Here is a 21,486-nt window from a genome sequence, read left to right as displayed (position 1 = left end):
AGGCCCCCGGACGCCGATAGAGTCATTCCAATGGACAGTAAACTGAGAAATTCGCAGCGGCCCATTCCCCACCAGCCGACCCCACAGTTTGCAGACCCTGAAGATGGCTTTGTCAGAGTCCGGGGAGCCCGCGAGAACAACCTCCGCACCGTGGACGTGGACGTCCCCAGGGATGCAATCGTAGCCTTCACCGGAGTCTCCGGCTCAGGAAAATCCTCCTTGGCCTTCGGCACCATCTTCGCCGAAGCCCAGCGGCGCTACTTCGAATCCGTGGCACCCTATGCCCGTCGGCTCATCCAACAGGGCCACAATCCCAAGGTGGAGTCCATCACGGGGCTGCCACCCGCCGTCGCGCTCCAACAACGCCGCGGCACGGCGACCGCCCGCTCCAGCGTCGGCACAGTAACGACTCTTTCCAACTCCCTGCGCATGCTCTTCTCCCGCGCCGGAAGTTACCCGGAAGGCGCCAGCCAGCTGGACTCTGACGCATTCTCCCCCAACACAGCCGCCGGAGCCTGTCCCCAGTGCCACGGCCTGGGCGTCGCGCACACGGTCAGCGAATCATCCTTGGTGCCCGACCCATCCCTCAGCATCAGGGACGGGGCGATCGCCGCATGGCCCGGAGCATGGCAAGGCAAGAATCTCCGTGACATCCTCACCCACCTGGGCTACGACGTGGATACACCCTGGAAAAAGCTGCCGAAGAAAGACCGCGACTGGATCCTCTTCACCGAAGAGCAGCCAGTGGTGGAAGTGACGCCCCAGCGTGACCGTGTAGCCAAGCCCTACAAAGGCCGGTTCTGGAGCGCCAAAAGCTACGTCCTCCACACTCTCGCGGACTCCAAGAGCACCACCATGCGTGACCGGGTGCTGCGTTACATGGAGACCGGCCGGTGTCCGAAATGCCAAGGCAGCGGGCTCAGGCCCGAAGCGCTCGCAGTCACCTTCGCCGGAAAGACCATCGCCGAACTCAATGCCCTGCCGATGACCGAACTGGCGGCGGTCATCCGGCCCACGACAGAACTCACCAGCGCCGGGACGGCTTCCCGCACCCACTCTTCCGGAGAAAGCAACGAGGTTGCCGTCGCCATCACCCGGGACCTGCTCAACAGGGTCACCGTGCTCCTGGAATTGGGCCTGGGCTACCTGGCCCTTGGGCGGGCGACACCAACTCTCTCGCCCGGGGAGATGCAAAGGCTCAGGATCGCAACGCAACTGCGCTCCGGCCTCTTCGGCGTCATCTACGTCCTCGACGAGCCCTCCGCCGGGCTTCATCCAGCGGACGCCGAGCCGCTGCTTGACGTCCTGAACCAGCTCAAGGCCTCCGGGAACTCCGTGTTCGTGGTGGAGCACAACATGGGCTTCGTCCGGGCCGCGGACTGGTTGGTGGACGTGGGACCGCACGCGGGCGAAGGTGGCGGAGAGGTCCTCTACAGCGGCCCCGTGGACGGGCTGAAACATGTCCATGATTCTGTGACCAAGCCATTCCTCTTCCCGGGAAGCGGCAAAAGGAATCACCGCAGTCCTCGACCCTGGACTGAGTCGCTGGAGCTCCGAGGGGTCACCAGGCACAACCTCCGCGATCTGGGGATTGAGTTCCCTTTGGGCGTGCTCACGGCCGTGACGGGTGTTTCCGGCTCAGGCAAGTCCACACTGGTCAGCCAGGTTCTGGCAGACCTTGTTGGCGCAAGGCTGCATCCGGAATCATCGGAGAACGAGGCTGCCACAACGGCACCGGACACAGGATCCGTGTCGGGACTGCACCGGCTCGACCGGCTCGTGAAAGTTGACCAGAAGCCCATCGGCCGTACGCCGCGTTCCAACCTGGCCACTTATACGGGCCTCTTCGATGGTGTCCGGAAGGAATTCGCGGCGACGGATGGCGCCCGTGCCAGGGGGTTCGGTGCAGGTAGATTCTCCTTCAACGTCGCCGGAGGCCGCTGCGAAACGTGCCAGGGAGAGGGGTTTGTGGCGGTTGAATTGCTCTTCCTGCCAGGAAGCTACGGCCCCTGCCCCGAGTGCGACGGTTCCCGGTTCAACCCGGACACTCTGGAAGTGACCTTCCGTGGCCGGAACATTGCCGAGGTCCTTGGTATGACCGTCACCGCAGCCTCTGACTTCCTCTCCGACCTCCCGTCCGTCTCGCGAAGCCTCCAGACCTTGCAGGAAGTAGGGCTGGGATACCTCAGGCTTGGACAGCCTGCAACCGAGCTCTCAGGCGGTGAAGCGCAACGCATCAAACTCGCCACCGAATTGCAGCGCATCCAGCGAGGCCACACGCTCTACCTGCTGGACGAACCCACCACCGGCCTGCACCCCGCTGACGTCCAACTGCTGATGAAGCAACTCAACAGGCTCGTCGATGCCGGCAACACCGTGATCGTCGTGGAACACGGGATGGACGTAGTGGCGGACGCGGATTGGGTGATCGACTTGGGACCCGGCGGAGGCGACGCCGGCGGCATGGTGATCGCCGCCGGCCCGCCCGCCGTCGTGGCACTCTCAAAGGAAAGCAGGACGGCACCGTACCTCGCCGCTGCGCTCGGGCAGTGAGCTAGCGCCGCGGGATGTTGCGCAGGTTGCTGCGCGCCATGCTCACGGCCTCCCCCGCGCCCCGGTTCAGGACCACCTTGGACATGGCCGTGGCGAAGCCGATCACCTGCGATCCGGAGATCTTCGGCGGAATGGACAGCGCATTCGGATCAGTGATGAGCTCCACCAGGGACGGACCCGGGTGTGCAAAGGCAGCCCTGTACGCAGCCTCGATATCCGCTGGATCCGTGACCCGCACGGCGTGGAAGCCCAGCGCCTTGGCTACCCCGGCATAGTTGGCGTCCGGCACATCCACGCCAAAGTCGGGAAGGCCGTCCACCAGCATTTCCAATTTGACCATGCCCAAGGTCGAGTTGTTGAACACCACCACGTTCACGGGTAACTTGTGCGCCGCAATAGTGATCAGCTCGCCCAGCAGCATGGACAGGCCACCGTCGCCTGAGACAGATACCACCTGACGGCCGGGAAAGGCCACTTGTGCGCCGATCGCATGCGGAACAGCGTTGGCCATGGAGCCGTGCAGGAAGGAACCGATCAGCCGTCGGGTACCCAGCGGGTTGATGTACCGGGCGGTCCAGACGTTGCACATGCCGGTATCGGCTGTGAAGACAGCGTCGTCGGCTGCGACCTGGTCCAGTAATGAGGCCGCATATTCGGGGTGGATCGGCTGCTTCTTCTCCACCTTGCGAGTGTAGGCACCTACTGCTTTATTCATCAGGCGGTCGTGCTTCTTGAGCATCTGATCCAGAAATCGGCGGTTCTTCTTGGGGTGCACCAAGGGCAGCAGCGCTTGGAGTGTCGGCAGCACGTCACCGTGGACGGCAATGTCGACGTCGGTCCGCCGCCCCAGCCGCTGCGCCGCCCGATCCACTTGGGCTGTCCGGGTATCGGGCAGGAATTGGTCATACGGAAAATCAGTACCCAGCAGGATCAGCAGGTCCGCGTCCTCGATGCCCTCCGCCGCGGCACCATAGCCGAGCAGTCCGGTCATGCCGATATCGAACGGATTGTCGTACTGGACAAAGTCCTTGCCCCGGAGTGAATGGCCAATGGGTGCCTTGGTCAGTTCGGCCAGCGCAATGAGTTCGCTGTGGGAGCCCTCGACGCCGGCACCGGCGAAAATGGCGACCTTACCGGCGTCGTTAATTGCCTCAGCCAGTTGCTGGACACTGTCGGGGTCGGGGACCAAGCTGGCGGGCCGGAACGTGGCAGGCAAGGGGGTGGGGGCTGTGGCTTCAAGACCGGCGATGTCACCAGGGAGGGTGACCACGGCGACTCCCCCGAGGCCAATCGCGTTCTGGATGGCACTATGCATCACACGCGGCGCCTGCTCGGCCGTACTCACCAGCTCCGAATACACCGAGCACTCATTGAAGAGCCTGTCAGGATGCGTTTCCTGGAAGAACCCTGATCCTATCTGCTTGCTGGGGATGTGTGAGGCAATTGCCAGAACCGGGGCTCCGGTGCGGTTGGCGTCATACAATCCGTTGATCAGATGCAAATTGCCGGGACCGCAGGATCCTGCACACACAGCTAGCTTGCCGGTTAATTGAGCCTCCGCAGAGGCGGCGAACGCGGCCGCCTCCTCATGGCGCACGTGGATCCAGTCGATGCCTCCCTTCGCCGAACCTCCGGTTTGGCGAACAGCGTCCACGATCGGGTTGAGGCTGTCACCGACGATTCCGTAGATCCGCTGCACGCCGGCAGCCTGAAGTTGTTCGATGAGCTGGGTGGCAAGTTCCTTGGCCATAGTGTGCAGGCTCCCTCAGTTCGTGGTGGTGGGCTGACATGGCCAAATATAGTCGGCTTGGCTTAGCCCCGGCTGGGATCAACACCTCTGCGCGAGGGTTGGGAGGAAGGGAAATGTATGTGGCCTCGTCATTCAGGAAAACGTGTTAACCCTGTCCGTTTATTGTTTCCACGTTGCCCTCCACGAGTTTCTCTCAAACTCCCAGTCCATGTCCTATGAAATCCAGTCAAAGGGGGTATGGGACGCCCCGCAGGCATAACGAGTGCGGTGAAATTGAACTTCACGTCCGCATTTTTATGTCTTCCACAAATGCCGCCGATAATTTTGGCGGGTTGCCATGGAGGGTGGCCATGAACAGTCGGAGCAGCACGGCTGACGACCGGCATCAATCCATGCCCATTGGTCGGGGCGAACAGGGTTACCTTTGGTCTTTCCGGGTTTCTTCGATTTTCCATTACCCGGGGATTTTCCGGACAATCCAATCACTCCATTCTTTGATGCTTTACCATCACCATACCTACTTATATTTTAACGGCCAGCTGAGTAATTCAGGGGCGGGCTGGGGTGGCATTGAAGCACTTTTTGTTCAGTTCCTCTGGCTGGGACAGCTGTTCGTTGCTAGCGTGACCGCATGAGCCCCTCCAAGACCCCAGCGGAGATCCTCGACATTGACGGCGCCGAGGTCCGTATCTCGAATCCGGACAAGGTGGTTTTTCCCGAACCCGGGCTGACCAAACTCGATCTGGTCCGCTATTACCTTGCTGTTGCAGAAGGCGCGCTGCGTGGGGCCGGTGGCCGGCCGATGGTCCTCAAGCGCTTTCCCAAGGGCATCGACGCCGAGCCATTCTTCCAAAAACGCGTGCCCGAAAACCACCCTCCGTTCATCGACACCGCAACCCTGCATTACTCATCCGGAACATCCGCGGAAGAGACCGTCCTCCGGGACGCCGCAGGGTTGGCTTGGGTGGTCAATCTGGGCTGCCTTGACCTCAACCCCCATCCCGTCCGCGCCGAGGACCTGGACCACCCTGACGAGCTTCGGGTGGACCTTGACCCCATGCCAGGGGTGGACTGGTCGCAGATCGTCGATACCGCGTACGTCGCACAAGAAGTCCTCGACGACGTCGGGCTGGTGGGGTGGCCGAAAACCAGCGGCTCGCGGGGACTCCACATCCTGGTCCGGATCGCGCCGGAATGGTCATACCGCGACGTGCGGCTTGCCGCTGAAACCCTGGCCCGCGAAGTGGAAAACCGTGCCCCCGGACTCGCTACGGCGCGGTGGTGGAAAGAGGAACGGGGTGAAAGTGTCTTTGTCGACTTCAACCAGAACGCAAAGGACCGAACTGTCGCTTCCGCCTACTCGGTCCGTTCCCTGCCGGATGCCCGCGTCTCAACACCGCTCACCTGGAAAGAAGTGCGCACGGCTCGGCCGGACCAGTTCACCGTGCGCACCGTGCTCGATCGCTTCTCGGACGTGGGTGATCCCCACGCCGGCATAGACGACGCTGCAGGTTCGCTCGATGGGCTGCTGGCATTAGCGGTCGAACTGGGCCCTGCCGAGAAGGCTCCCAGGAACGGGGATGGCTCGGGTCGCCGGATGTCCACGATGCCGCTCATTGAGGTGGCCCGGACGAAGACCAAGCCTGAGGCCCTCACTGCCTTGGATGAGTGGAAAGCGAGGCACCCGGATCTCGTTTCGGCGTTGCACCCTGCTGACGTCCTTGTTGACGGCATGAGGGGGTCCAGCTCGCTCTGGTACAGGGTGCGCGTGAACCTGCAGCATGTTCCTGAGCCCGAACGTCCGGCGCAGGAGGAACTCATTGCCGACTACGACCCGTGGGCCGGCAAGGAGTGGCCGGGGCGGCCAGGGTCCTGACATGCAAGGCCTGTCCGCTTCGCTGGTCCTGATCGCAGCATTGGCAGTTGCAGCACCCATTGCCGCGCGTTTGCTTGATCCCGTGATCAAGGTGCCCATCGTGGTGTTCGAGATTCTCCTGGGGATCCTGCTTGGCCCCAGCCTTTTGGGGTGGGTCCACTCCACCCCATTCACCGACACTTTGGCCGACTTCGGCCTGGCCATGCTCTTCTTCGTTGCGGGGAACGAAATCGACTTCACGGCAATCCGGGGTCGCCCCATCAAACGAGCCTCGGGAGGCTGGGTCATCTCCCTGGCGGCCGGGGTCGGCGCCGGATTTGTCCTGGCGCCTGCTCCCGAGGCCGCCGTGATCATCGGTGTCGCCCTGTGCTCCACCGCCCTGGGCACGCTGCTGCCCATCATCCGCGACGCCGGCGAATCGAAGTCGCCGCCGGGGATTGCCGTTGCAGCCCTGGGGGCCGTCGGGGAGTTTGGTCCGCTGATTGCGATCTCACTGTTCTTCACCGGCAAGCAAGTGGGCACCGCGTCCGCTGTGCTGCTGGGGTTCGTTCTCCTGACCGGCATAGCCATCGTCTACGCCTCACGGGCAAAGCACACGTTGTTCCATGCCCAAGTCACCAGGACCCTCCACACCAGCAGCCAGTTCGCCATGCGGTCCATCATGCTCATTCTCAGTTCACTGGTAGTCCTGAGCATGGCGCTGGGGCTCGATATGCTGCTGGGCGCTTTCGCCGCAGGTGTCCTCTGGCAGGTCATCATTGCCCGGGCACCTGAAGTTGACCGGCGGGTCATCGAGACCAAAATCGACGCCGTCGCCTTCGGCTTCCTGGTTCCAGTCTTCTTCATCGACACCGGCATTGATTTCGATCTTGGCGCGCTGACATCAAGCCCGGCAACTCTCGCGCTCATCCCCCTGTTCCTGGTCCTCCTGCTGATCATCCGCGGCTTGCCGTCCTTGCTTGCTGCTCCCCGCGGCTCGACCCGTGCCGTCAAACGTGCCCTGGTCCTGTTCGGAGCAACGGGCCTGCCGATCATCGTGGCCGTGACCACCATCGGGCGGGAACACGGATTTATCACCAGTGGAATCTCCTCCGCACTGGTTGGCGCAGGAATGCTCTCAGTCCTGCTGTTTCCACTGCTGGCGCTTCGACAACTGCAGGGCGAGGAACCACGGCTGCCCAACGTTCCGCTTCCATCCGACAACAGTCCGGACCAAACGCACCAAGCGCCCGACGGCGACCTCCCGCCGTCGGGCGCTTCACCCACCGGCGGGAACTAGACACTCGCCTCGGGACTTTGCAGACGTATCCCTGCGTGCCTGTCACCGCCTACGAACAAATTTCGCCGCCCAAACAGCACCAGCCTGAACCTGGACTGGATGTGGAGCTGACACCCACGGCCGACCTCGGCGAAGCGAGCTACCGTGGAACCGGCCGCCTGGAAGGCCGCAAAGTGATCGTCACGGGAACGGATTCGGGAATCGGCGCCGCCACCGCAATTGCCTTCGCACGGGAGGCGCCGACGCCGTCCTTTCCTACCTGCCCGAAGAGGAAGAGGACGCGGCCCGAATCGCAGGCATTATCGAAGCTGCCGGCCGACAGACAGTGAAAGTGCCTGGCGACCTCAAAAACCCGGCGACGTGCCAGGGCGTGGTGGATACCGCCGTCGCCGTCCTGGGCGGAGTCGACATCCTGGTCACCAACGCCGGCAAGCAAGTGGCACGGGGAAAACCAGCGGACATCACAGACGAGCAATTCGACCACACGCTGAAAACCAATGTCTACGCGATGTTCTGGCTGACCAAGGCCGCCCTTCCCCATCTGCCCGTGGGTTCCACCATCATCAGCATCAACAACTTCACCAAGGGGTTGGCCCGGCAGCTGGCACCCCAGGGCATCCGGGTCAACGCCGTAGCACCCGGACCCAGGTCCGGGCGGCGGCTACCGGTATGGAGATGGACGCAGTGACGGGACATCGTGCTACGTCGCCTCTGTCAGCGCGGAGCCTTTGTGCGCGGCCCGGGCGCCGGTTTTATCGGATTCCACCACATACTGTGGCTTCCGGCTCTGACTTCAAGCGCCGCACAATCGTAAGCATAGTGATTATTGTCGGGGAACCCTCCCGCGGCCCTGCTCCGGGTCGCTGGGCCCCACCGTGCTGTTGGACTTTCTGGTGATTAGCCACGTGATGAACCAAAGCACAATTCCGATGGCCATCAGCCCACCGGCCACCTGGTATTGGATGGGGTTCCTGCCGACCCACGGACCCGCAAGGAAAGCGCAGAGGACGGCAGCCACCAGTGGCAGTTGCCCTGGCGAGGTGAAGAAGACCTTGCGGTTCGGGTCCTTCTTGCGGCGGAGCACAACGCACGCCACGTTGACCACAGTGAAGACGCACAACAGCAGAAAGGCCGTGGTCCCGGACAGGTTGGCCACGATGTTGCTTCCCGGATCGCTGCTGACGTACACGATCAATCCCAGGGCTAGAAGGGTGGAGAACGTGATGCCGGCCCACGGTGAACGGCGACCCGGCAGTACCTTGCCCAGACCTCGTGGCAGGACGTTCTGGCGGGCCATTCCGTAGATCAGGCGGCTGGCCATCAGCATGTTGATCAGCGCTGTGTTGGCAACCGCGAAGACTGCCAGGAACGGGAAGACCTTGTCGATGGGGAAATCCGGGGAACCTTTGTGGACGACTTCAAGGAGGGCCGCCCCTTCGGATTCCCTGATCTCACCCAGCTCCGCGGGGGACAACACGCTGACAACAGACACCGCCACCAGCATGTAGAGGAGCACGGCGATGCCAAGGCCTGTCAGCATGGTGCGTGGAAAGATCCGCTCCGGGTTCTTGGTCTCCTCCACCATGTTGACCGAGTCTTCGAACCCGACCATCGCGAAAAAAGCTATGGACGTGGCAGCAGTGACGGCCAGGAACAATCCTTTGTCCTGGTAGTCCGTGAAGACAGTGATTTCCTGGATGTTCCCGGTTCCCTGGGCCAGCACGAAGAAGCCGACCCCGATCACGATGCATAAGGCGACTACCTCAACCAACGTCAGGACGACGTTGAACTTCACGCTCTCGCCAACACCGCGCAGGTTGATCACTGCGAGCAACAGCATGAAGCCAAGGGCAACAGCTGTCATCAGTCCCCTGTCCGGCGCGCCCATCCACCCGTTGACCTCCAAACCTCCAAACAGGTTCTGGGCAAGGACGTTGGCCGATGTGGATGCACTGGTGATGCCGGAACAGACGACGGCGAATGCCACAAGGAACGTGACGAAGTGGATCCCGAATGCTTTGTGCGTATAGAGCGCCGCCCCCGCCGCTTGAGGGTACTGCGTCACCAGTTCCAAATAGGAGAATGCAGTGAGCGTCGCGACGATGAAGGCGAGGAGGAATGGGAGCCATACGATGCCCCCGACTGTTCCGGCCATGGTCCCTGTGACTGCATAGACGCCCGCTCCAAGGATGTCACCGACGATGAACAGGAGCAGCAGTTTCGATCCCAGAACGCGCTTAAGCTGCGGTTCTTCGTCTGAGGTTGGTGCCTGGTAGACGTTGTCGGAAGTGGTGCTCATGGTTGACCTCCACGGCGGCTGCACGGTTCCCTGATCGTGTTAGTGACCTGACGTATCCCACTGTGATCCTGTGGCTTGGGTTTGGCAACACTGTTCGGACTGGCGCTGCCCTTCCTGGCAAGCGATCCCGTGCAATAATCTGGGCCCACCAGCCTGCGGCGCAAGGCGGACAGCAGGACCCTTATTCTGGCGGAAAGGACCACCCATGCTGATCTGCGCGGCTTGTGCCGTTGAGCGTGACGAACCCGTCCCGGAGCTCTGCCCCATCTGCACTGATGAACGGCAGTATGTGCCCGACGAAGGACAAAACTGGCTCAGCCTGGAGGAGCTGATGCTGGCCGGACAGCGAATAACGTTGGAGGAGACCGAGCCGGGACTTATCGGGATCAGCACTGAACCGAAAGTCGGAATCGGCCAGACCGCCCAGTTGGTGGTGACATCCGTGGGCTCGTTGCTGTGGGACCCCGTGGGATACGTCGACGACGCTGCCGTGGAGGCCGTCATGAAACAGGGTCCTGTCCTGGCCATCGCCGCCAGCCATCCCCACATGTTCGGCGTGCAGGTTGAATGGTCGCGGAGGCTTGGGGGCGTCCCTGTCCTGGTGGCCGATGCAGACCGTCAATGGCTGGGACGCGATGATCCGAACATCGCCTATTGGTCAGGCAGCAGGCCTGTCGCCGGAGGCTTGACGCTTCGGCAGACCGGAGGACACTTCCCGGGCAGCGCAGTGGCCCACTGGCCAGCAGGTGCAGGCGGGAAAGGTGTTCTGCTCACCGGTGACAGCGTGTTTCCCAATCCTGATCGACGCTCGATCTCCTTCATGCGCAGCTACCCTAATCGCTTGCCGCTATCCGGCGCTGTGGCGTTGCGGATCGCCGCGGAGTTGGAGGGGCTCGAGTTCGACCGCATCTACGGCAATTTCAACAACGTCATCGCTTCCGGAGCCAAGGCCGCACTTCACGATTCGGCTCAGAGACATGCTGCCTGGGTGCGGGGCGATTTCGACCACCTGACCTGAATTGCCAACGAACAAAGCCCCCCTAACGGTTACAGTGTGAGCTGGAACCGAATCGTGACGCGCTTTCCTTGAGAATCTTTATAGAGTGAATGACATGACTGCAGGGGGCGCGGCCATCGAGCCGCTGGTTCACATCAAAGACTTCAGGATGGATTTCGGGGCGACGACGGTCATCAAGGACCTCTCCTTCGATGTCCAAGCCGGGGAAACGTTTGGGTTCCTGGGCAGTAACGGCTCGGGAAAAACCACCACGCTCAGGGCGCTGCTGGGCATCTACCAGCCCACCGCCGGAACCCTGCACATTGATGGAAAAGCCTTCGAACCCCGTGACGGTGCCCGGCTTGGCTACCTGCCGGAGGAACGCGGCCTGTACAAGAAGGAACATGTCCTGGACGTCATGGTCTACTTCGGCAGGCTCAAAGGCCTGTCCAAAGCAGCTGCGCGTGCCTGGTCCCTGGAGTATCTCGAGCGGGTCAGACTGGCGGACAAAGCGAACCTCAATGTGGACAAGCTTTCCGGTGGCCAGCAGCAGAAGATCCAGCTGGGTGTAACCATCATGAACAACCCGGAGCTGCTCATCCTGGACGAGCCGACCAAAGGGTTCGACCCCGTGAACCGTCGCTTGCTGATGGACATCATAGAAGAACAGAAACTCGGCGGGGCGACCGTCATCATGGTTACGCACCAGATGGAAGAAGTCGAACGCCTTTGCGACCGGGTGATCCTCCTCAAAGACGGCACCTCACGCGCCTATGGAACGGTTTCGGAGGTTCAGGACCAGTTCGGCGGCACTGTATATCGGCTGTCTTTTGAAGGAGCGCTGCCAGCTTCTCCCCTCTTCGAGATCGTCGCCCAAGGCCCCGGTACGGCAGATCTGGCGCCCAAGGACGGCGCTACGGAAACCGCGGTGCTGAGGGAGCTCATCTCTTCCGGCGTTGGAGTCCGCAGCTTCACCACCGAACGGGTTTCCCTCGAGGACATCTTCATCAGCGTCTACGGCGAACAAAACACCTTGGCGGAGGCCTGACATGAGCACTACAACCAAACCCTCACCAGCAATAGCTCCAGCACCCACCAAGCGCCCTCCCTTGAGCCGCCACAACCTCGGCACTGTTGTCGGCTTCGAGTTCACCAGAACGGTGAAAAAGCCACGCTTCTGGATCGCAACCCTCGCCATACCTGTGGTGATGGCCATCATCTTCGTGCTCATCTTTGCCAGCAACACGTCCACCTCTGCCACCGCACAGGCCCAAAAGAATGCGTCCCTGAGCTTCACCTACACGGACGCGTCAGGAATCATCTCCGAGGCAGCCGCGACAGCCATGGGTGGCAGCAAGGCTTCTGATCCTGAGACCGCACTTTCCGACGTCAGGGCCGGCACGAGCGATGCGTACTTCGCTTACCCGGCCGACCCGGCCACTGAAACCGTCAGGGTCTACGGCACCGACAGGGGCGTGTTCGCCAACAACACCTACGAGGCGGTCGCAAAACAATTGCTGGCCGTTGCGGCACAAGCCACCATCAACTCCCCCGAACTCACGGCGGCCGCCGGCGGTGAAGTGAAGGTCCGGACCGAGACGTTCCGGGATGGGAACGTCTCGGGAGGATTCGGCTCTGCCTTGCCGCCCCTGATGTTCCTGCTGCTGTTCTACGTTGTCATCCTGCTGCTCTCCAACCAGATGCTGAACAGCACCCTTGAAGAGAAGGAAAACAGGGTCACCGAGATGATCCTGACGACGCTTAATCCGACCACGCTCATCGTCGGGAAGATCATCTCCCTGTTCTTGATCGGCGTCGTACAGGTTTCGGTCTTCCTGGCCCCGGTCGTTGTCGGTTACGTCTTCTTCCGCGACCGGCTGTCCTTGCCCGACTTCGATCTGTCCTCGTTAACTTTCGAACCCGGTCCCCTCATCATCGGCGCACTGCTTCTCCTCAGCGGGTTTACCCTGTTCACCGCAGTCCTGGTTGCCATTGGAGCGGTCATGCCCACCGCGAAAGAGGCCGGTGTCATCTTCGGCCCGCTCATGGCATTGATCTTTGTCCCGTTCTACGCGATCAGCCTGATCCTTTCGGACCCTACCGCGCCCATCGTGCAGGTCTTCACGTACTTCCCCCTCTCCGCACCGGTCACTGCGATGCTTCGTAACGGATTTGGAACACTGGGCACCGGGGAAGCGATCGTCATCATCGCCATGCTTTTCATCCTCGGCGCCCTGATCCTGCGGTTGGCCGTCCACCTGTTCCGCTACGGTTCCATCCAGTACTCCAGCAAGCTCTCCATCACCAAGACCTTGAGGCGACGCCCAGCCGAACTCACCGGGAAATAGGACCCTGGCCGCCCATGGCAGGGCTACCGCTGCAATCACGGTCCAGGGGACGATTGCTGGCGCGAATTCTGTACGGCGGCTTATCCTTCCCGGGCTTTTCGGGTTGCAGCGTCATTGGCTTTTTGCAGGGCCTCAACCAGTTCATCCTTGTCCATGGTCGAACGCCCCTTGATATCCAATTCGCGGGCCCGCTGGTAGAGGTGCTCTTTGGAGGCATTGGCGTCCACTCCCCCAGCCGTGGGCGCATTTGAAGTGATTCCTTCTTCCGCCCGCTGATCCGAAGGACCCCTTTCTTCCTTTGCCTCCCAGTGGTCGCCTACCTTTTCGTAGCTGTGTTTCAGCGAAGCGAACGCGGTACGGGCGGCCCGGCCCTCATCGCCATCGTAGGAATCCATGGCCGAATCGTAGGTCTTGGCGAATGTGTCCTGAGCCTTCTGGTCGGAGCGCTGAAGGGTCGACGGTAACTCGTCCTTCCGGGCATGATCGTTCTTGCCGGTCTTGGGCATTGCACTCACACTCCTGACGTAGGGAACCACTCAAGCATGTGTCATTGTCCGGTTGGCCATCAAGCAGTCGCGAACACCAGGCTCAGGCGACACCGGATCCGATCCCCAAGCGCTGCCGTTCGGTTCTGGAGGAACGTACCCATCCTGGCCCGCTGTCAGGCCTTCCCGAAGGGACCGAAATTGGAGGGGGCGTAGGGTGGAAGGTGGACGAAAGGAGCACCTCATGAAGAAAATCCTCATGGTACTAACCAGCGTTTCCGAGCTCGGCGATACGGGAGAGAAGACCGGCTACAACGTAGCCGAAGCTGCACATCCCTGGAAGGTTTTCAAAGACTCAGGCCACTTTGTCGATTTTTCTTCCATCAAGGGAGGCCAGCCTCCGCGCGATGAAGTGGACCCGGATGATCCCATCCAGGTCGCCTTTACGACGGACGAGACAACACGTGCCGGACTCTACAACACTGCCCGCGTGGACGTCATCGATCCCGGGCAGTACGACGCCGTCTACCTCGTTGGCGGCCACGGCACTATGTGGGACTTCCCGGACAGCGAAGGCCTGCAGAACCTCGTTGCCAGCGTGTACAACGCCGGCGGCTTGGTCGGGGCGGTCTGCCATGGGCCCGCCGGACTGTTGAAGGTGGAACTGGAGAACGGGTTCCGGCTGGTCGAAGGCCGGGACGTTGCCGCGTTCACCAATGACGAGGAAGTGGCCGCAGGGAAAGACAAGGTCATCCCGTTCTACCTGGCCGACCGGCTCGAGGAACAGGGGGCACACCACGTCTCCGCGGGAGTATTCGAAGAGAAGGTGGTGGTGGACGACCGACTGGTGACCGGCCAGAACCCTGCCTCGGCGGCTGGTGTGGCCAAGGAAATGGAGAAGCTTTTCGCCGACGTCATCCATCAGGAAAAGGCTGAGGAGCAACACGAGGCCGAGGCCCTGCGGGCCGAAAAGGACGCCGGAAAAAATGCCAGGAAGCAGGCAGCGGCGGACGCCGAACACTAGTGCCCAGGCGGTGTGACGCCCGGGGGCACGTAGGGTTCAACGTCCCTGGGCTCACATAAGGAGTCATTGAGCGGGCCATTTCCTCTCTGATATATTAATGCCGTATTAGATGTCTACCAACGGCTCTTACTCAACGAGGAGTGAACTGCATGCAGCAACTCGCGCATCGACTCGAACGGCTCGGCACCGAAACAGCCTTCAGCGTCGCCCAAGCCGCGGCGGCCTGGAAGGCGAAGGGGAATCTGGTCTACCCCTTCCACCTCGGCGATATCAATATCCCGACCGCCCCGCACATTGTCGAAGCCATGACCAAGGCAATCGCAGACGGTTACACGGGCTATTGCCCCGGACCAGGCATCCCCCAACTGCGCGAAGCCCTCGCCGACGACATCGGATCACGGCGCGGCATCAGCCTGTCCCCGGACAACATCGTCGTCATGACTGGCGGCAAGCCGGTCATTACCAAGTTCCTGCAGGCGGTCATGAATCCCGGCCAGGAGGTGCTCTACCCGAACCCAGGGTTCCCGATCTATGAGTCGCAGATCGAATACCTCGGAGGCACGGCGGTGCCGTACCGCTACCTGCCTACGAGCCAGGGCTTCTCCATCGATCTCGACCAGGTCCGCGCGTCAATTACCTCCAACACCGTTGCGATCATTTACAACGACCTCCAGAACCCCATCTCCGCGGAATCCACAGCGGCCGAGCGTGAAGCCATCGCCCAGCTCGCCCAGGAACACAACCTCTGGGTGCTCTCCGACGAGGCCTACTTCGAAACCCGCTACGAGGGCGTCTCGAACTCGATCGCTTCGATCCCAGGCATGGCCGAACGCACCGTCATCCTGTATACCTTCAGCAAGAAGTTCGCCATGACCGGCTCACGTCTTGGCTGTGCGGTCGCGCCGCCTGAAATCGCCAAAGTACTCAGCACCCTCAATACCAACGACGAATCATGCACCACCCACTACGTTCAATGGGCCGGCATCGAAGCACTCCGAGGAACCCAGGAACCCGTCCAGCAGATGCTCGACAACCTTCGGGAGCGCCGGGATGCTGCCTGCGAACTCGTGAACGCCGTCCCTGGGATGCACGTCGCGGTGCCACAATCGACGTTCTACCTCTTCCCGGATGTCACCGACGTCATGGAGAAAATGGGGTACACGGCCGTCGGCGACTTCGCCAGCGACGCACTGTATAAGACCGGCGTTTCTTTCTGTACCCGCGAGCACTTCGGCCGGCGCCAACCAGGTGAAGAGCGTCAATACATCCGGCTCGCCTACTCAGGTATCGACGTCGCCGATATCCGTGACGGCCTTGGCCGCCTTCGCGACTGGATCGTGACCGCATGAGCCGTGTCGTCGTCACGGGGCGCATCCCCGATGCAGCGATTGAAAAGCTCCGTGCTGAGCATGAGGTCGATGCCTGGACCGGCGCGGAATCCATCACCCGCGAAGAACTCCTGCGCAGGGTCGCCGGCGCAGACGCGGTTGTGTCCCTGCTCACCGAACGCGTCGACACTGAACTGCTCGACGCCGCCGGCCCGCAACTCAAAGTCGTGGCGAACGTCGCAGTCGGCTATGACAACATCGACGTGCCCGCGTGTGCCAAACGGGGCATCGTGGCCACCAACACTCCCGGCGTGCTGACGGAGGCCACGGCCGACATCGCGTTCGGTCTCATCCTCATGGCAACCCGGCGGCTCAGTGAGGGGGAACGGCTCATCCGCTCCGGCCAGGCATGGAAGTGGGGCATGTTCTTTCTGCTCGGCAGCAGTCTGCAGGGCAAGACGCTCGGGGTCGTTGGCATGGGTGGCATCGGACAAGCGACGGCGCGCCGGGCCAAAGCCTTCGGCATGGAGATCATCTATCAGTCCCGCAGCGAAACCGACCCCAGGATTGCCGCCGAACTGGACGCCCGGCGGGTCGATCTCGACGAACTGCTGGCCGTCTCCGACGTCGTATCCCTGCACTGCCCCTACGGTCCCGCCACCCATCACCTGATCGGCGCCGAGCAACTCGCTGCGATGAAGAGCTCGGCATTCCTCGTCAACACCGCGCGCGGACCGATCATCGACGAAGAAGCACTGGCGTCGGCACTTCGAGATCGCGTCATCGCGGGAGCCGGACTGGACGTTTACGAGCAGGAACCCCGCGTGCATCCCGGGCTTCTGGACCTGGACAATGTCGCGTTGCTTCCACACCTCGGCTCGGCCACAGTGGAGACACGCACCGCCATGGCCATGCTCGCGGCCGACAACGCCCTCGCCGTGTTGAGCGGCGAACTGCCCCCTGCACCGATCGCCTAGGGAATCAAACTCTGTTGGGGGTGTCTGTCGTTGGCGGACACCCCCAACCAAGTAGTTCAATCCGTGTGCCACTATTGGTCCATGGCCTCGCCACCGGTGCACGATCTCGCCGTTCCAAATCTGCCATCGCAAGACTTCGATGCGACCGAGGCGTTCTACAGCGCCTTCGGTTTTGAACGCCTGTTCCGCGATCAGGGATGGATGATCCTCACGCGGGCCGGACTGCAGCTGGAGTTCTTTCCGGCCCCGGACCTCGATCCGCTGTCCAGCAACTTCATGTGTTGCTTGCGTGTTACTGATGTCGACGAACTGTACGACGCCATTCTCCGATCCGGTGTACCCGTCGCTATGGCGGGCATGCCACGTCTGCACCCGGTCCGCATGCAAACATGGGGACTCCGCGCCGGATACCTCGTAGACCCCGATGGTACGCAGCTCACCCTCATCGAGCAGCGGGCCTGAAGACGCAGGTGATGCTTCTGCCATCATCGTCGCCGCCTCAGCCTTGCCCGTAGCCAGGCCCCGATAACCACTGAGCCCGGAACGGTGACAAGCGTGTACACGGGAAACTAGACCCCTCACCTGCAGGCGGGTAGCTAGGCTGGGTGGATGGCAACACTTATTCTCGTGCGGCACGGCCGTACTACAGCCAATGCCAGTGGACTGCTCGCCGGTCGTGCCATCGGCGTCAGCCTGGACCAGGTGGGGCGCGACCAAGCGGCTCTGACCGGAGAGCGGCTCGCGACCGTGCCCGTCGTCGGCGTCGTGACGAGTCCGCTTGAGCGTTGCCAGCAGACCGCCCAGCTCATCATCGATCGCCAAGCTGGCACCCCTTACACGCCTGTGGATCCCGATCTCACTGAATGCGATTACGGCCAGTGGCAGGGCCGCAAACTCAGTGATCTCGCGACCGAAAACCTGTGGCCTCTGGTGCAGTCGCAACCATCCGCCGTCGTCTTTCCGGGCGGTGAGTCCATGGCAGCGATGCAGTCCCGGTCGGTGGCGGCGATCCGGCGCCACGATGCAGCCTTCGAAGCCGAGTATGGGCCAGAGGCCGTCTGGGTGGCAGTGAGCCATGGTGACGTCATCAAGTCAATCCTCGCCGACGCGCTGGGAATGCACCTTGACCTGTTCCAGCGTATAAGCGTCAGCCCTGCCTCCGTATCAATCGTCAACTACAGCGCCAGCCGGCCGAGCGTCTACGCGACCAACACAGAAGCAGGTGATCTGTCATGGCTGTCGAAAGGCATCCGTTCGGGCGATGCGCCGGTGGGTGGCGGTGCAGGGCAGAAGACGCCATAAGGCTCATGTGCCTAAAATACTGACATGCCTACACGCGTTCACGAGTTTTCCTGGCCTGATCGGGTTGTCATTGGCACCATTGGCGTTCCAGGAGCGCGTACGTTCTACATGCAGGTGCGCACAGGCGCGAACATCGTGAGTATTGCCCTCGAGAAGGAACAGTCGGCTCTGCTTGCGGAGAAGATCGATGAGGTCCTTGACCAGCTCATCACCATTGACGGCAACCCCTTCAGCGTTCCTACGAGTACGCCGATTGAGCTCGTCGACAATGACCCGCTTGAGGCCCCTCATGAACAGTTTCGAACCGGTGCCATGACCTTGGATTGGGACCCAACCACGGCTCAGATCGTCATAGAGGCCTATCCCCTCAGCGATGTCGATCCTGACGACATCGACGAACCGCTCAACGAGAACAGCGCCAACGAAACAGAAATGATGCTGGTGCGTATGCCGGTAGGCACTGCCCGCGCCTTCGCCAAGCGCACCCGTGAGATCGTCGGCGCAGGGCGCCCAGCATGCCCGCTCTGCGGGTACCCCATGGACGCCGACGGACACGACTGCACACTCCCCGAGGCCTAGTGCCGGCGCCGGACCTGGTAACGGCCGAGCTGACTCTTACCGGCCGCATTACGACGGCCTCAAACGCTACATTCCTGGGCAGTATCAGCAACGTGCCTGTGGTCTACAAGCCGATAGCTGGCGAAAGTCCGCTCTGGGATTTTCCCGACGGAAAACTCGCCCACCGGGAGGTGGCTGCGTATCTGGTGTCTCAGGTCCTGGGCTGGAACATAGTGCCACGCACTTGGCTGCGTGAAGGTCCCCTGGGCCAGGGAATGGTGCAGCTCTGGCAGGAACAGGACCCCGCCCAAAGCCCCGTGGACCTGATCGCTGCTGACAATATGCCGGATACCGGCTGGAAACACGTTCTTGAGGGACGCGATGAGGACGGAAGCCTGGTCGCCCTCGTCCACGAAGACTCGCCGGCTCTAAGGCGCATGGCGGTGTTCGACGTGCTGGTCAACAACGCTGACCGCAAGGGCAACCACGTTCTTGCCATGCCTGACGGGCACCGGCACGGAGTCGACCATGGGCTCACCTTTCACAGTGAACACAAGCTCCGCACAGTGCTGTGGGGATGGCTGGGAGACACTCTCACAGCCGAGGAGCGCGCTGGTATCGATCGTGTCAGCGAAGGGCTGCATGGCGCGCTTGGCCTGGACCTGGCTGAATTGCTCAGCGATGAAGAAATCGCATCGCTCGCCGCGCGCTGTGACCGGTTGCGCTTGGCAGGGCAGTTTCCCGCTCCGAGCGGTGACATGCCGGCGGTGCCCTGGCCGCTGTTCTAGGGGAAATTACGGCTACGGCTTCGAGCGCGCTTACTGGCAGACGAAGCCCTACCCCTGCGTCGGCCTGCGTCGCGAAGACTTCCAGCGGCAGTTCTTCGGCCTGGACGGCTTCGACCCGGAGGCTTCCTACGGCTCGTGCTTGGTCTTGGTCTTGGTCGAAGATACTATGCCGCCGGTCACCGACCTGGTGGAAGCGCAGGTCTACGGCGCCAAGCTTGCTATGCGGCTCGGTGATCAGGCGCGGACCGCCGGCGGCTGAGCACGTCGCCTTGGCCGGGTTGCAAATCGGCGGCCGCGAACACCCACCCGAACAATTCTTGTTGTTGGAAGCACCCAGACCTTGCGCTTGTCAGTCCCTGCCACTAATGTGGCATTTACTGTCATTTAGTGAGGTGTGTCATATGTTTGTTTCAACAGAGTTTGTTCCACCCCCAGTCCTGGATTCCTTCCTTTCACGTAAGCATCGGATGCTGATCGCGGACCAGTGGGTGGATGCCGTCAGTGGCGCGGAGATAGACGTTCTTGATCCGTCTACTGGCTGTTTCATAGCCAAAGTTCCAGCGGCCGACGAGCCGGACGTGGACCTGGCGGTGCGCGCAGCCCGGACAGCGCTGGAGGGGCCGTGGGGATCGGTGCTGCCGCATCATCGTGCCCAGCTGATGCACCGGCTCGCCGACCTCATTGAGGAGCGGGGCGAGGAAATCGCGTCTTTGGAGGCCCTGGAACAAGGAAAGCTTCTCGACGTCGCACGGACGGTCGAGGTCGGCATGGCAGCCGACTACGTCCGTTACATGGCCGGTTGGGCCACGAAGATCGAGGGCAGCACCTTCGACCTTTCGCCAACCGACGACGACGGCACGCGGTTCCATGCCTTCACCCGGCGTGAGCCAGTGGGCGTTGTGGCTGCCATCGTGCCGTGGAACTTCCCCCATCTCATGGCCGTATGGAAGGTAGCGCCAGCGCTTGCGACCGGGTGCACTGTGGTGCTCAAACCCGCAGAGCAAACACCGCTGACCGCGCTGCTGCTCGCCGAGCTGGTCCTTGAGGCCGGATTCCCGTCAGGCGTCCTCAATGTTGTCACGGGCTTGGGTTACCAAGCGGGTGCGGCGCTCAGCAAGCACAAGGGCATCGACAAGATCGCGTTCACCGGTTCGACCAGCGTCGGGAAGCAAATCGGTATCGAGGCCATGAAGAACATGACCCGGACCTCTCTTGAGCTCGGCGGCAAGTCCCCGGTAGTGGTCCTCGACGACATTGATCCGGAATTCATCGGCGCGGGGATGCTGCGCGCGCTGTTCTTCAATTCCGGACAGCAATGCGTTGCCGGCTCACGGCTGTATCTGCCCCGCCGTCGTTACGACGAGTACCTGACGAGGATCACATCCTTGGCCGACAGCCTCCGCATCGGTTCCCCTTTCGACTCCAATGTTCATCTGGGTCCCCTGATTTCTGCCGAACAGCGTGACAGGGTATGCAGCTACATCGAATCGGGCCGCGCAGAAGGCGCCGAGGTCATTCTGGGAGGAAATGCCATAGACGGACCCGGCTACTTCGTGGAACCGACCATCCTGGCGAACACCGATCATTCGATGAAGGTGGTGCAGGAAGAAATCTTCGGTCCCGTACTGGTCGCCATGCCCTACGACGACATTGAGCAGCTCGTCGAGATGGCCAACGACTCCGAGTACGCCTTGGCCGCCAGCATCTGGAGCCAGAACATCAGTCGGGTGCACGAACTCATACCCCGCCTCAAAGCGGGAACCATATGGATCAACACCCATGGCGTCCTCGACGCGAACATGCCATTCGGAGGCTTCAAGCAGTCAGGCTTGGGCCGTGAGCATGGCAAGGCGGCGATCGAACACTACACCGAGACCAAGTCGGTGTGCATTGCCTACTGAGCTGTGTATGAAGAGGAGCAA

At 61.8% G+C, this 21,486-nt stretch carries 17 protein-coding genes and 2 pseudogenes; 15 read left to right on the top strand and 4 right to left on the bottom strand.

Going from position 1 to position 21,486, the window contains the following annotated elements:
- Positions 1 to 30 precede the first annotated feature (30 nt).
- A complete protein-coding gene (gene uvrA / locus J3D46_RS16005) occupies positions 31 to 2,553 on the top strand; it encodes an excinuclease ABC subunit UvrA (RefSeq protein WP_253468175.1) in 2,523 nt (840 codons plus the stop codon).
- A gap of 1 nt (position 2,554) precedes the next feature.
- On the opposite strand, the gene J3D46_RS16000 is transcribed toward uvrA, so the two are convergent.
- A complete protein-coding gene (locus J3D46_RS16000) occupies positions 2,555 to 4,303 on the bottom strand; it encodes a pyruvate dehydrogenase (RefSeq protein ID WP_253468174.1) in 1,749 nt (582 codons plus the stop codon).
- 631 nt (positions 4,304 to 4,934) lie between these two features.
- Here J3D46_RS16000 and ligD point away from each other — a divergent pair.
- The 3 genes and pseudogenes from ligD to J3D46_RS15985 form a co-directional block, all read left to right on the top strand.
- Positions 4,935 to 6,179 (top strand): non-homologous end-joining DNA ligase, encoded by a 1,245-nt coding sequence (gene ligD, locus J3D46_RS15995; protein WP_231340943.1) that lies wholly within the window; start codon positions 4,935 to 4,937, stop codon positions 6,177 to 6,179.
- A 1-nt stretch (position 6,180) separates the two neighbouring features.
- A complete protein-coding gene (locus tag J3D46_RS15990; protein ID WP_253468173.1) occupies positions 6,181 to 7,458 on the top strand; it encodes a cation:proton antiporter in 1,278 nt (425 codons plus the stop codon).
- Positions 7,459 to 7,475: 17 nt separating this feature from the next.
- Positions 7,476 to 8,104, top strand: a pseudogene (locus J3D46_RS15985) (SDR family NAD(P)-dependent oxidoreductase); the annotation flags it as partial.
- Between the two features lie 54 nt (positions 8,105 to 8,158).
- Here J3D46_RS15985 and J3D46_RS15980 read toward each other — a convergent pair.
- Both J3D46_RS15980 and J3D46_RS15975 read right to left on the bottom strand, forming a co-directional pair.
- A pseudogene (locus J3D46_RS15980) lies at positions 8,159 to 8,239 on the bottom strand (HVA1 family protein); the annotation flags it as partial.
- A gap of 42 nt (positions 8,240 to 8,281) precedes the next feature.
- Positions 8,282 to 9,757 carry an APC family permease gene (locus J3D46_RS15975; protein WP_231340945.1) on the bottom strand — a complete coding sequence of 492 codons (1,476 nt, stop codon included), beginning with the start codon at positions 9,755 to 9,757 and terminating at the stop codon, positions 8,282 to 8,284.
- Positions 9,758 to 9,962: 205 nt separating this feature from the next.
- Here J3D46_RS15975 and J3D46_RS15970 point away from each other — a divergent pair, with 205 nt between their 5' ends.
- The 3 genes from J3D46_RS15970 to J3D46_RS15960 all read left to right on the top strand — a co-directional run bounded on the left by J3D46_RS15970 (position 9,963) and on the right by J3D46_RS15960 (position 13,102).
- Positions 9,963 to 10,775 (top strand): hydrolase, encoded by an 813-nt coding sequence (locus J3D46_RS15970; RefSeq protein ID WP_253468172.1) that lies wholly within the window; start codon positions 9,963 to 9,965, stop codon positions 10,773 to 10,775.
- Between the two features lie 94 nt (positions 10,776 to 10,869).
- A complete protein-coding gene (locus tag J3D46_RS15965; RefSeq protein WP_253468171.1) occupies positions 10,870 to 11,802 on the top strand; it encodes an ABC transporter ATP-binding protein in 933 nt (310 codons plus the stop codon).
- 1 nt (position 11,803) lies between these two features.
- Positions 11,804 to 13,102 carry an ABC transporter permease gene (locus J3D46_RS15960; protein WP_253468170.1) on the top strand — a complete coding sequence of 433 codons (1,299 nt, stop codon included), beginning with the start codon at positions 11,804 to 11,806 and terminating at the stop codon, positions 13,100 to 13,102.
- Between the two features lie 80 nt (positions 13,103 to 13,182).
- Here J3D46_RS15960 and J3D46_RS15955 read toward each other — a convergent pair whose 3' ends face one another.
- Positions 13,183 to 13,608 (bottom strand): ChaB family protein, encoded by a 426-nt coding sequence (locus tag J3D46_RS15955; RefSeq protein WP_253468169.1) that lies wholly within the window; start codon positions 13,606 to 13,608, stop codon positions 13,183 to 13,185.
- Positions 13,609 to 13,831: 223 nt separating this feature from the next.
- Between J3D46_RS15955 and J3D46_RS15950 the strand changes: the two genes are divergently transcribed.
- The 8 genes from J3D46_RS15950 to J3D46_RS15915 all read left to right on the top strand — a co-directional run bounded on the left by J3D46_RS15950 (position 13,832) and on the right by J3D46_RS15915 (position 21,465).
- Positions 13,832 to 14,611: a type 1 glutamine amidotransferase domain-containing protein gene (locus J3D46_RS15950; RefSeq protein WP_253468168.1), complete on the top strand. Its 780-nt coding sequence runs from the start codon at positions 13,832 to 13,834 to the stop codon at positions 14,609 to 14,611.
- 149 nt (positions 14,612 to 14,760) lie between these two features.
- Positions 14,761 to 15,960: a pyridoxal phosphate-dependent aminotransferase gene (locus J3D46_RS15945; RefSeq protein WP_253468167.1), complete on the top strand. Its 1,200-nt coding sequence runs from the start codon at positions 14,761 to 14,763 to the stop codon at positions 15,958 to 15,960.
- Positions 15,957 to 16,916, top strand: coding sequence for a D-glycerate dehydrogenase (locus J3D46_RS15940; RefSeq protein WP_253468166.1), 960 nt, complete (start codon positions 15,957 to 15,959; stop codon positions 16,914 to 16,916). Before J3D46_RS15945 ends, J3D46_RS15940 begins: the two co-directional genes overlap by 4 nt.
- A gap of 81 nt (positions 16,917 to 16,997) precedes the next feature.
- Positions 16,998 to 17,378, top strand: coding sequence for a bleomycin resistance protein (locus tag J3D46_RS15935; protein WP_253468165.1), 381 nt, complete (start codon positions 16,998 to 17,000; stop codon positions 17,376 to 17,378).
- A 147-nt stretch (positions 17,379 to 17,525) separates the two neighbouring features.
- Positions 17,526 to 18,218: a histidine phosphatase family protein gene (locus J3D46_RS15930; RefSeq protein ID WP_231340954.1), complete on the top strand. Its 693-nt coding sequence runs from the start codon at positions 17,526 to 17,528 to the stop codon at positions 18,216 to 18,218.
- Between the two features lie 24 nt (positions 18,219 to 18,242).
- A complete protein-coding gene (locus J3D46_RS15925) occupies positions 18,243 to 18,797 on the top strand; it encodes a DUF3090 domain-containing protein (protein ID WP_253468164.1) in 555 nt (184 codons plus the stop codon).
- On the top strand, positions 18,797 to 19,564 hold the full coding sequence (locus tag J3D46_RS15920; RefSeq protein ID WP_253468163.1) for an SCO1664 family protein: 768 nt from the start codon (positions 18,797 to 18,799) through the stop codon (positions 19,562 to 19,564). Before J3D46_RS15925 ends, J3D46_RS15920 begins: the two co-directional genes overlap by 1 nt.
- A 401-nt stretch (positions 19,565 to 19,965) precedes the next feature.
- Positions 19,966 to 21,465 (top strand): aldehyde dehydrogenase, encoded by a 1,500-nt coding sequence (locus tag J3D46_RS15915; protein ID WP_231340957.1) that lies wholly within the window; start codon positions 19,966 to 19,968, stop codon positions 21,463 to 21,465.
- Positions 21,466 to 21,486: the final 21 nt, after the last annotated feature.

The sequence above is a fragment of the Paenarthrobacter sp. A20 genome, from assembly GCF_024168825.1.
Classification (GTDB): domain Bacteria; phylum Actinomycetota; class Actinomycetes; order Actinomycetales; family Micrococcaceae; genus Arthrobacter.
The sequence above is the reverse complement of the archived record's forward strand: the minus strand, read 5'-3'. Positions and strand labels throughout refer to the sequence as shown.